Annotated in this window: 6 protein-coding genes; 1 reads left to right on the top strand and 5 read right to left on the bottom strand. The window is 51.5% G+C overall.

From position 1 onward, the window contains the following. Positions 1–11: 11 nt before the first annotated feature. Positions 12–2012 carry an excinuclease ABC subunit UvrB gene (gene uvrB, locus J2T14_RS20860; RefSeq protein ID WP_307473805.1) on the bottom strand — a complete coding sequence of 667 codons (2001 nt, stop codon included), beginning with the start codon at positions 2010–2012 and terminating at the stop codon, positions 12–14. Between the two features lie 188 nt (positions 2013–2200). Further along, positions 2201–3358, bottom strand: a complete 1158-nt coding sequence (locus tag J2T14_RS20855; RefSeq protein WP_307473803.1) for a response regulator — start codon at positions 3356–3358, stop codon at positions 2201–2203. Between the two features lie 278 nt (positions 3359–3636). On the opposite strand from J2T14_RS20855, the gene J2T14_RS20850 reads away from it, so the two are divergent. Beyond that, positions 3637–7467, top strand: coding sequence for a collagen binding domain-containing protein (locus J2T14_RS20850; RefSeq protein ID WP_307473801.1), 3831 nt, complete (start codon positions 3637–3639; stop codon positions 7465–7467). A gap of 82 nt (positions 7468–7549) precedes the next feature. On the opposite strand, the gene J2T14_RS20845 is transcribed toward J2T14_RS20850, so the two are convergent. The 3 genes from J2T14_RS20845 to J2T14_RS20835 form a co-directional block, all read right to left on the bottom strand. Beyond that, the gene (locus J2T14_RS20845) at positions 7550–8848 is read right to left on the bottom strand and encodes a PDZ domain-containing protein (protein WP_307473872.1); all 1299 of its coding nucleotides are present in this window, start codon (positions 8846–8848) and stop codon (positions 7550–7552) included. A gap of 100 nt (positions 8849–8948) precedes the next feature. Further along, the gene (locus tag J2T14_RS20840) at positions 8949–10406 is read right to left on the bottom strand and encodes a S41 family peptidase (protein WP_307473798.1); all 1458 of its coding nucleotides are present in this window, start codon (positions 10404–10406) and stop codon (positions 8949–8951) included. Between the two features lie 209 nt (positions 10407–10615). Beyond that, positions 10616–11827: a murein hydrolase activator EnvC family protein gene (locus tag J2T14_RS20835; protein ID WP_307473796.1), complete on the bottom strand. Its 1212-nt coding sequence runs from the start codon at positions 11825–11827 to the stop codon at positions 10616–10618. Between the last annotated feature and the right edge of the window lie 9 nt (positions 11828–11836).

Raw genomic sequence — 11836 nt, 5'->3', positions numbered from 1 at the left:
TCTCCCCCTACTTATTCCAATTCTGCCCGAAGCTCGAGAAGCGCGTCGCGAAGCTCGGCGGCACGCTCGAACTGCAAGCTCTTCGCCGCTTCCTTCATCTCTGCCTCCAGCTTCTGCAGCAATGCCTGACGTTCTTTCTTCGTCATCTTCCCGGCGCTCGCGCCGGCCAAATAATCGGCCTTCTGCTCGGCAACCTTCGTCGCCTCGATAACGTCATGCACCTTCTTGCGTATCGTCTGCGGCGTTATTCCGTGCTTCTCGTTGAATGCAAGCTGAATCGCGCGGCGACGTTCCGTCTCCTTTATGGCGCGATCCATCGAATCCGTTATTTTATCCGCAAACATAATGACGCGGCCCTCGCTATTCCTAGCCGCGCGGCCTATCGTTTGAATCAGCGCACGGTCGGAACGCAGGAAACCTTCCTTGTCGGCGTCGAGAATAGTGACGAGCGATACTTCCGGCAGGTCAAGACCTTCCCGCAGCAAGTTGATCCCTACGAGCACATGGAAAACGCCCAGACGCAAATCCCGCAAAATCGCCAACCGCTCTAATGTCTTAATATCAGAATGGAGATAACGAACTTTGATGCCGACTTCTTTCAAGTAATCGGTCAAATCCTCCGACATCTTCTTCGTTAATGTCGTAACAAGGACGCGCTCGTCCTTCGCAATTCGATCTCTGATCTCAGTCAGTAAAACATCGATCTGACCTTTCGTCGGACGAATGTCAATTATTGGATCGATAAGCCCGGTCGGACGAATGATCTGCTCCGTCATCGTCTCGCAATGCTCAAGCTCGTACGGCCCAGGCGTCGCGGATACATAGATCAATTGCTTCGTCTTCTGCTCGAACTCCTCGAAGCGAAGCGGACGGTTATCCATCGCCGAAGGCAGACGGAAGCCGTGATTGACGAGCATCTCTTTCCTCGCGCGGTCGCCATTGTACATGGCGCGAATCTGCGGCAAGGATACATGGGACTCGTCGATCACGACGAGCATATCGTCCGGGAAGAAGTCGAGCAGCGTATAAGGCGTTGCGCCGCGTTCCCTGAACGTCATCGGGCCCGAATAGTTCTCGATGCCGGAGCAGAAGCCCATCTCCGCCATCATCTCCAGATCATAGCGCGTCCGCTGTTCGAGCCGCTGGGCTTCCAACAGTTTGCCCGCTTCGCGCAGCTCGGCAAGACGTTCCTCGAGCTCGCGTTCGATATTGACCAGCGCAATCTTCATTGTGTCCTCGTGGGTAACGAAGTGAGACGCCGGGAATATAGCAATATGCTCGCGTTCGCCTACGATCTCTCCCGTAAGCACGTCGATCTCCGAGATCCGCTCGATCTCGTCGCCGAACAGCTCGACGCGAATTGCTCTCTCATTGTTGGCAACAGGGAAAATCTCCACAATATCGCCTCGTACGCGGAACGTGCCGCGCGTGAAGCTAATATCATTCCGCTGGTATTGAATATCGACCAGTTTATGCAGAATCGCATCGCGCGGCTTCTCCATCCCCACTCGAAGCGAAAGCACGAGACTGCCGTATTCCGACGGGGAACCGAGGCCGTATATGCACGATACGCTCGCCACGATAATAACGTCCCGGCGCTCGAACAAGGCGCTCGTAGCCGAGTGGCGCAGCTTATCGATCTCATCGTTGATGCTTGAATCCTTCTCGATAAACGTATCCGTCGAAGGGATATAGGCCTCCGGTTGGTAGTAATCGTAATAGCTTACGAAATATTCGACGGCATTGTCGGGGAAAAACTGCTTGAACTCGCTGCACAGCTGCGCAGCCAATGTCTTGTTATGCGCAATAACGAGCGTCGGCCGATTAAGCTGCGCGATCGTATTCGCGATCGTATACGTCTTTCCCGTTCCCGTCGCGCCGAGCAGCGTCTGATGCCGCTTGCCGCTTGCAATCCCTTCAAGCAGTTCTGCGATCGCTTTAGGCTGATCGCCCTGCGGCGTATAATCCGATTTCAACTCGAAAAGCCTCGTGTCCTTCACTAGCTCGCTCACGCCTAATCTCCACCTCCGTTATTGCATCTATCTTATCAGTATAGGCAAATTAAACCGTTTCAAGCGAAAAAACCGGCCTCAATTGCCGAATTCATATGAGAATATGTGTTCTTATTTATTATATCGTCTAATGTCCGCCGTTGCAATAATAGACCATGCTAAATGGCTGTATTTGGCAAAAAATCTATTTACGGCATCATTTCGGCACGCTCACGTTTGCTTTTCCAATCCTCGAACCATTGTTCCGCATCTTTCGGCATGCCAATACCAAGGTCAACCATATAAGCATCGTATAATCGACGATAACTGGCCGTTACTTTATCATATTCGCCCGCCTCATCATACAACCTTAAAAGTACAACACCTTCTTCCTCGTTATATGGATCGAAGGCTTGTATTTTCTCCAGCAGCTTGATCGACTGGGTCCTAAGATCCGGCTTATCTGAATAAAAGCGTGACAGACGCCGTGCATGGAACAGCCATAGCTTGCGCAGCCGCTCACGCTCCGGCTCGGCCCAAATATAGTCATAGTCCTTCAAATAATCACCTTCATACCGCTCCAACACCTTGCCTAGCGCAGGATGCGACTCCTCTAGCGAATCTGATATTTGCGCCAGTTCCCGCTCCCACAGCTCCGTCTCTATCGACACTTGGCCAATGTCCAGCACATAACCCTCTTGTATGCTTAAGTTTACGATCGTTATATCGACGTTCATCTTCTGCAGGCATTGCCTAATGATGTAGATCGCCGTGTAAAGCTGCGTCATTGCCCGCTTCTTATCTAGTTCCGGCCATAACAGTTCCAACAACGTAGACTTGCGAACGACTTCCCCCCGGTTGTGCAGCATATATGCGAACAACTCCTGCGAGTTGGCCGTTCGCCATTTTGGCAGTTCTGCCGGTCTGTCCTTATATTGAAAGCGAAGCGTTTGGAAGCAATTGATTCCGTAGGCCATCGAGCTGCCTTCCTTAACCTGCCCTTGCTCTCCTCTGCGTTTGAACAATCTTTCGACCGTCATGTCAAGACGTTCGGCGACAGGCGGTTTCGTCAAATAATCGATCGCATCGAGCTCGAACGCCTGCAACGCATATTGGTCATGAGCCGTTACGAATACGATCTGGATGGCAGGACAAACCTCTTGCAGCAAGACGGCTGCCTGCAGCCCCGTGTACTCCGGCATATGAATATCGAGGAAAGCAACATCCGGCTGAAGCTCCTTTGCCTGCTTAATGGCTTCCCCCGCAAGTTGAAACTTGCCAATCACCGTTATACTCTCATATCGTCCAAGCATTTTCTCCATATGAACGAGCGCCAGACGTTCATCATCTACTAATATTGCTTTCATACGGGTCCCCGCCTTCTCCAATCCAAAAATCCAACTACCTCGATTATAAAAACATTGTCAACGATTGTCACTTTGTTCAGAAATTGTTCAGATCCTGCCGGTAAAATAAGTAAGTTGAAATAAATCGGCCGTAACACTGTCGCTCTTACACCGAAGGCCAGAAGGTCCGTGCATTATTTCATACATACAAACCTTAAGAAAAAGGAGGCTGCAGTCTATATATCGTCGGAAACCTGCAATAAAGTAATTAATTAAGTTCAAACGGAGGTTAACTTAATATGAAGAAAAAAATAGCAGCAATGCTCGTCGCTTTTTTTCTTATTTTCCAATATGTCAGTATTGGAGGCATAACGAAACAAGCTAACGCGGCAGCCATTGCAGATAATATTATTACAAGCATTAAACTCACGGACACCGTATCCCAGGACGTTATCGTCCAAATCGATGAAGCGATGCCTCCCGAAGTGAACGCGGACTTGCAGATTGCGCTTGGACAAAAGCTCAACATCGAATACGGCTATAAACTGGAAGCCGGTCATACTTATCAAAACGGGGATACATTCGAATTCCAATTGCCGCCTGAGCTTGTTATGTACGCAGCCATTACTAACGGCCAACTTAAGGATGGGGACGGCGGGGCGGTAGGCACCTTTGTCGCAAGCACCGACGGTAAAGTGACGATGACCTTTAACGAAAGTATAGTAGACTCCGAAGTAGAGGGCTCGCTAAGCTTCTGGACGTACTTCTCCAAGGCGAGCGTCAATAACAAAACCGAAGTGCCGATCCAGTTCAACATCGGGGATGGATTTACGCTTCATATCAAGCCGAATGTAAGTAAATCGACGACGAAGGACGGCGTAACCGACAAATCGATCAATGCACAAAATATTACATGGACCATCGAGGTCAATAAAGCGCTCAATAAGGTTACCAATGCGAAAATCAGCGACATCATTCCTGCCGGGCTTACGTTTGCCGACGGTACGTTGAAGCTGGAGAAACTTGATATCGATACGGACGGCGTTGCTTCGAATCCCGTAATCGTCGATCCGGCGGATTACAGCGTGATGCTGCCTGCCGATCCAGCCAACGAGCTAGTAATCGCACTAGGAGACATCAACTCGGCTTATCGCCTAACCTATTCGACAAATATCAACAGTACGCATATCAACACTCAAAGTTTTACGAATACGGTAAACTTTACTGGCGATAACATCAGCCCTACCTCCGCTTCCAAATTGGTAGACAACAAGCGCGGAGAGCTTCTGAAAAAATCGTCAACAAGCTACAACGAATCGACTCAACTCATCGACTGGCAAATCAAGTACAATTTCGGTGAAAACACGATAAACCCAGCGTCGATTACCGATTTGTTCGATGATAAGCATAAGCTTGCCGGCTTGGTCAGCGTATTTGAGGTACCAGACCCCAATACCGGCGCGAAGGGCGACCTCGTACCCGCAAGCGATTATACCGTAATCGATCATGCCGATGTGGGCAAAAACGGCTTCATTCTGACGTTCAACAGCGAGATCAACGCGGCTTACATTATTGAATATCAAACAGAGCCAACAACCAATGTCTATGATGATACCCAGATCAACAACAATGTTACGACCGATGGCGATACGGACTCCATCTCTCGAAATATTAAACAAAAGTTTTTCTCGAAGAGCAGCTCCGGCATCGATTTTGCGGCAAGAACGATCGATTGGACAATCAGCATCAACGGCAACGGGTATGATCTGCATGATATGCTGTTCGATGACACTTTCACGAATGGCGGTCAACAGCTTGTGGCAGGCAGTCTAATGATCGACGGGGTTCTTGCTGCCAACAGTGGTCACACTATTCACTACAAACCTACCGATACGGATCTGTCTACGGTTGAAGGATTCTCCGTCGATTTCGGAGATAATGGCGATCCGCATACGATCACATACACAACCCGCTACGACTTCACGGACGGCTCGTATGATACGAGCAAGACAAGCTATGACAATACCGGCGTTCTGAAGTGGAAAGAAGTCGAACTGGGAGTCGAGAAGAGCAGAACAACGACCCCTAACCGCGGCTCTAATCCGGAAACTCGCGACAACGGCTTCAAGAATGGTCGTTATTATGCCGACACAAAGGAAATAGCCTGGGAGGTCGGCATCAACTACAACAGTAAGACGATGCCGAATGCTATCGTAACAGACAAGCTTTCCTCCGAGCAGAAATACGTGGAGAATTCACTTGAAGTTCGTCATATGACCGTTTCTGCCAATGGATCTACAAACAATAACGGCACAATTGTCGATCCTGCGGATTATACGTTCAGCGTTGTGAATGAACCAGATGGACAAAAGCTTGCCATTGAATTCGGAAATATTACAAGCCCTTACTATGTGACATTCCGCACTGAACTGGAAGACGAGTTCATCAACAACGAATCGATCGTCAACAATGCAATCCTTACGGCTGACGGCTATGATCCGAAGACGCTATCCGAGACGGTTCAAATTCCGAAAGCAGGCGAGTATGTGGCCAAGAGCGGTGACCAGAACGACAGCGATCCGAACGTTATCGACTGGACCGTCTACATCAACCGAGGTCAATCTACGGTTGAGAACGCCAGCATTATCGATACGCCAAGCAGCAAACAAGTTATCGTCGACGACTCCTTCGTCCTCTACGATACGGTCGTGGACGAAAACGGCAACGTAACGAAAGCAGGCTTAACAGACACTAACCAATATGCAGTGAAAGTGGAAGCCAATCCAGACCCGGCTGCCGGCGAAGGAGACAGCATATTCACTTTAACGTTCAATTCCGTCATTAAGAAACCATATATTTTGGAATACAAAACGATCATTGATGCCGTGGACGGCGACACGCTTAGCAATAGCGTCGGCTTCAAAGGAGACGGCGTTGAACTGGTTACGGTCGATGATCCCTCGGAGGTGTCCGTACGATTGTCGGGCGGGGACGGGTCCGGCAGCGTCTATAAAGGCGGGCTGAAGATCGTCAAAGTCGACTCGGCAGACAATACCGTTAAGCTTGAGGGAGCGCAATTTACGCTCACCCGCAATTCCAACGGCCAGCAGGTCGGCGGTACTGCAGTTACAGATATGAACGGCGAAGCCACATTCACCGATTTGAAATACGGTCAATACACCCTGAAGGAGATCTCTCCTCCAGGCGACTACAAGATCGTAAACACCGGCGAATACCAAGTGACGATCGACTCTCAAGCCACGAAGGAAATGACGATAACAAACGCTAAATTGACCGGTAACTTGACCGTCACGAAAGTCGCTGCCAACGATGATACGAAGCTGTTGGCCAATGCCGTCTTCGATCTATACGACAGCACGAAGACGTCGAAGCTGCAACAGGTAACGACCGATGCCGCAGGTAAGGCTGTATTCGTGAATCTTCCTTACGGCAATTATATTTTGAAGGAGTTCAGAGCTCCTTCCGGTTATAAAATCGATGGTGATGGCGAGTATCCGATCACGATCGATGCGGATGAAGAAGCTATTACGGTGACAAATCAAAGACGGGTAATCACCCCTGACCCAGAACCTGAAGTAACGCCTAGCCCAAGCCCTACGCCGGCAACATCGCCGGAGCCAACGCCGGTTATAACGCCGGAGCCAACACCTGTAGCGACGCCTGCGCCTAGCGCAACGCCTGCTCCAACGACTAAACCATCGCCTACACCTCCTATAGAGAAAGAAGTAACGAAGGAGGATAAACCGGTTAAGGATAAGGTCGACGTTCCCAAGAAAGGAAACGCAAAGGTAGGCAAGTTGCCGGAGCACGGCAAAGTAACCGTTTCGCCTGATGGGAAATGGGTATATACACCGAATCCCGGTTTTGTCGGGACGGACAAATTCTCCATCGTCGTAACGAACGAGAACGGCGAAGTAGAGACGCTGTTCTTCGAAATCGATGTGGAGGAAATCCCGCAAGGCGGACTTGATGGAACACCGCAAACGCCTGATGTCGACACGTTGCCTAAGACGGGCGATTCAAGCAGCATGCCATTTGTCGCGCTCGGGGTATCCCTTGTTTTAATCGGAGCAGCTCTTCGATTGAAACGGTCTTCTGGTCACAAATAAATAATCGTATTTAAAAAAAGAACAAGCGGTTGAGGGGAAGGGTTCCCTTTCAACCGCTTGTTTTGTTGTTTCAATTGATGTGCTAGCCTTCGGAGCTCTCGCTCGCTGCCGCTGCTTCCCCGCCGCGCTTATTAGCCGTTCGCGCAGCCCGTAGAAGCTGAAGCAGCGATGCCGGCCCTGCAGCCGCATAGTAGTTGGCTTGCTCATCCGGCGCCAAGATGACGCCGAGCTGATGATGCTCGCCGGCATAGCGCGCACGCTGCGCGAATTTGATCTCGCCCTCGAAGTTCAATATTTCGAGCTTGCAGAACGCAGGATTATTCCTCAGCGCCTCATACATCTCTTCCTTGGACTTGATTCGAATGCCGTTCACCTTGTGGACTACTTCGCCCGGCAGCAATCCCATCGCCTCGGCAGGCGTGCCCGGCACAATACCCAATATACGCAAGCCTCGCGAATCATTAATATACAACGGCGATCTTCGCGCCTCCGATACGGTGCTGCGCCATACAAGAGCCTCATGCAGCAGCACCGTTATAAGCGCTGCGAGCGGAAGCAAGATCGGCAGTTGCCAGGCAACGAGTGCGGCAATGGCTACAATTATACCGTACATCAGCAACCCCTTGGCCGCATGCTTCGCCTTCTGCTTCGGCAGCAGCGAACGCGTCATCTCCGTAAAACCGATCACCATCGGCAACGCAATGACAGACCAGCCTTGCGCCCAATCGGCTCCAAAGAGCGGCGTCCATGGCAGCGCCGCGTGGGACATGCCGCCTCCCGCTGCCGGTACGATCATTAGCAGCGGCACGGGCCAGAACCCTTGCAGCATATAACCGCCGACAAGCTTGCCCCGCTTCCCTTCCACGAACAACGGCGTCGACAGCTTGTCTCCCTGCCAGCGGACGAGCGCCGCCTCCGCCAAATGGAGCAGCGCAACGATCACTAGCAACCCCGCTGCATCGATCCCGGCAAGCGATGCGGAGAGCGATCCGAGCCAGTCGTTTCCGTCGGCAAGCGACGTAAAGCCGGTCGCCCACTGCAGCAAGGCAATAATGCCGGCGCTATAAGCGAAGCATAGGTAACGAACGCGTACGAGCATCAATACAACCGCTATCGCCCATAGCCATAAGACCGCTTCTCCTGTCAAAGCCGTACCAATAAAGGCTCCAGCCGCCGATACGGCCAGACCTACCAGCAGACCTGCACCCATTGCCCGCAGCACAAGCGAAGGCCAATTATGAAGCTTAACGGCAAACAGCTGTCTTTCCGTCTTAATCTGTCTCCTATATTGCAAAATAATAAATAATACCGAAATATAATAAAAAGGCTGCGCTAATAGTTGTAAGGCTGCCTGTCCGAACCCATCCAGCAAGTCAATCATCGTTGCCAATATCCACACTCCTCCGCTCACGCAATTTCTATAAAAATAAAAGGCCGGCTCTATGACAGAGCCAACCTCTTATTCATTCGACACTCGCGTTTTATTTCCTGCCTGCCGCCTGGATTGCTTCATGGAGCTGAACATCGTTGTTCTCGTCCTGAATCCACTTAATGACCGCTTGCTCTAGCGCTTCGGCGGTCTTTACGTCTACCTTGCCCGTTACCTTCAAGCTATGCTCCGATTGGAATCGCTTGACCGCTTCCTTCGTTTCCAAGCCGAAGTAGCCGTCCTCGCGCTTCGGCTCGTAGCCTAGACCATGAAGCATAATTTGAACGCTGCGAACCTGCTCGCCGAGCATATCCTGCTGAAGCGTATCGGACATGCTCAGTCTTGCCACCGTGTAGAGATCCGGTGGCTGCACTTCAATATCCGGCTTAATGCCTTTCTCATGAATCCAGTTGCCGTTTGGCGTCAGCCACTTCGCGATCGTCATCTTCACGAGACTGCCGTCGCCCAGCGCCTTGTTGTAGCTGACTTGCACGGTTCCTTTGCCGAACGACGTCTCGCCGATCAGCTTCGCACCCGCTCCCTCTTGGAGCGCGCCGGCCAATATCTCAGAAGCGCTTGCGCTTCCTTTGTTCATAAGCACGGAAATTGGATACGTCTTGCTCTCGCCTTCCGACAGCGTCTTCTCGCGCTCTCCGCTGCGATCCTCGACCTGCACGACCGTCTGGCCTTTGGCGAGAAAAGATTCGGCAATATCCACGACGACGGGAAGAATGCCGCCTGGATTGTTTCTTACATCGATGACCAGCCCTTTCATCCCCTGCTGCTCCAGCTTGGCCAGCTCTTCCTTGAACCGCTCTGCCGTATGCAATGAGAACTGCCTGATCTCTATCACTCCGATACCATCCTTACGCAAGTTCGCATAGACGGTCTCCACGTCGATATCGTCTCGAACAAGCACGAGCTGCACCGGTTCGGAGAAGCCGCTGCGAAGTACCTGCAGCTTCGCCTTGGTTCCTTTGGGACCGCGAATCTTAGCTACCGCTTCCTGCAAGCTCAGGCCATCAAGCTTCTCCCCATTCACCGAAATAACAACATCCTTGGCTAACAAGCCCGAACGTTCGGCCGGCGATCCTTTGATCGGAGCAACGACAATGATCTTGCCGTTCTCCATCGTGACCTCGGCGCCGATTCCGGTGAAAGAACCTTCGATCGACTCCGAAAAATGCTGTGCGACCTCCTTCTCCATATAAACGGAGTAAGGATCCTCAAGCGAAGACATCATACCGTTCACCGCGCCATCCACTAGCTCGTGACGGTCTACCTTCTCGTAATATTTCGTCTCGATCAGCTCTAGCACGGCGTTCAGCTTCGTGAGCTCATCTTCCTTGAGACCGTAACGACTCGCGCGGTCCGATGCTGCAGCGGTAAGCGCCGCTTCCGCGCGCTCCTTCGGGTCGATAAGCTTGTCCGCGATCGTCAGCGTTACGAGCACCGAGGCGAACATCGTCAGCATCACGAACGCGAACACTGTGCGTCCTTTGAATTGCACCTTCCTACACCACCTTCATATTTTCCCAGAATTGCCTGTGCCGAACCGAATCGCAGGCTTGGCTATCTTCCTAATACCGTCCTAGTATATGACAAGCGGCTTACAATTATTTGCAAGGGCAGCGCTTCAAAAATGATCTTAAGAAGAAATAAGGGCAGCCATATGTCGGCTGCCTCTTGGTTGAATTTGTATAAGTTATCGCATATAGCCTATTTCAAGTAACCGCCGGGATTGACGGCAACCTCGTTTTTGCGAACCTCGAAGTGCAAATGCGGTCCAGTCGAGTTGCCTGTGCTGCCGACTTCGGCGATCTTGTCGCCGCGCTCGACTGTATCGCCTTTGCTGACCATACGGCCGCCCTTGCGGATATGTCCGTACAGCGTCCACAGGCCGTTACCGTGGTCGATAACGATACATTCGCCGTAGCTGCTCCAGGTTTGCGAGATAATAACCACGCCGTCTTCGGCTGCGTAAATGTCCGTGCCCTGCGGCGCGGCAAAGTCGATGCCTGAATGCGTATGCTTCTTGCCGGTGATCGGATGCACTCGCGTGCCGAAGTTCGAGCTGACTCGGTAGTTGTCCTTGACCGGCATCCCCAGCTTGCCGCCGCTATACGGATTGGATATCCGGTTCGCCTCGGAGTTCAGCTTGGATACCTCTGAAGCGAGCTGCATCAATTGCTGCTCTGCCTCTTCGCCAATTTCCTCAAGCTCCTCCAGCTCGGAGTCAAGCGATTGAAGATCGCTATTATAGCTTGCGATCATTTGTTCCTTCTCATGCTCCTTGGCGATGAGATGATTCTCGTATTTCTCCAGCTTGGCGTACATTTCCTTCACCTCGGCGAATTGCTTCTCCGCCTCGGCTTTCTTCTTCACAACTAGTTCTTTCTCTTGCTTCTGCTCCTCGAGCATATCGCGATCCTGGCTTAGGATCGACTGCAACGCATCGAACCGGTCGATGAAATCGGTGAAGCTCGTTGCGCTTAGCAATACATCCATATAGGAGACGAAGCCGTTCGTATACAAGAGACGCATACGGGATTGCAGCAGCTCGTCGCGCTCGACGACGCGCTCTTCCGCTTGCTCTAGTTCAACGCCCGTCTGCAGCAATTCCTCTTCCTTCGCATCGACTGCTTCCTGCGTCTTCATTTTGTTAACCGTTACATTGTCGATCTCCGCAAGTAAATTCTGAATCGAGGCTTGGGTTGCGGTCTTCTTTTCTTCAATGTCGTTCTTCTGGGAATTCGCGTTGGCCGCCTGCTGCTGCGCTTCGGCCGCACGCTTCTCGGCGTCGCGCATCTCTTTCTTCGCTTCCTCGATCTGCCTCTTGATCTGGCTAAGCGAAGCCGCTTCTCCGCTCAGCGGGTGCAACATAAATACGGCCAACAACGTTACTACAATAACACCAGCTATTCTCCTCATTGCCATTAT

This window comes from Paenibacillus harenae (genome assembly GCF_030812415.1).
In the GTDB taxonomy this organism is placed as follows: Bacteria; Bacillota; Bacilli; order Paenibacillales; family Paenibacillaceae; genus Pristimantibacillus; species Pristimantibacillus harenae_A.
This window is presented reverse-complemented; position numbering and strand designations above follow the sequence as displayed.

Excerpts from the sequence above, each read along its gene's own strand:
- J2T14_RS20855 (WP_307473803.1), bottom strand. The coding sequence starts at position 3,358 with ATGAAAGCAATATTAGTAGATGATGAACGTCTGGCGCTCGTTCATATG.
- J2T14_RS20850 (WP_307473801.1), top strand. The coding sequence starts at position 3,637 with ATGAAGAAAAAAATAGCAGCAATGCTCGTCGCTTTTTTTCTTATTTTC.
- J2T14_RS20845 (WP_307473872.1), bottom strand. The coding sequence starts at position 8,848 with ATGATTGACTTGCTGGATGGGTTCGGACAGGCAGCCTTACAACTATTA.
- J2T14_RS20835 (WP_307473796.1), bottom strand. The coding sequence starts at position 11,827 with ATGAGGAGAATAGCTGGTGTTATTGTAGTAACGTTGTTGGCCGTATTT.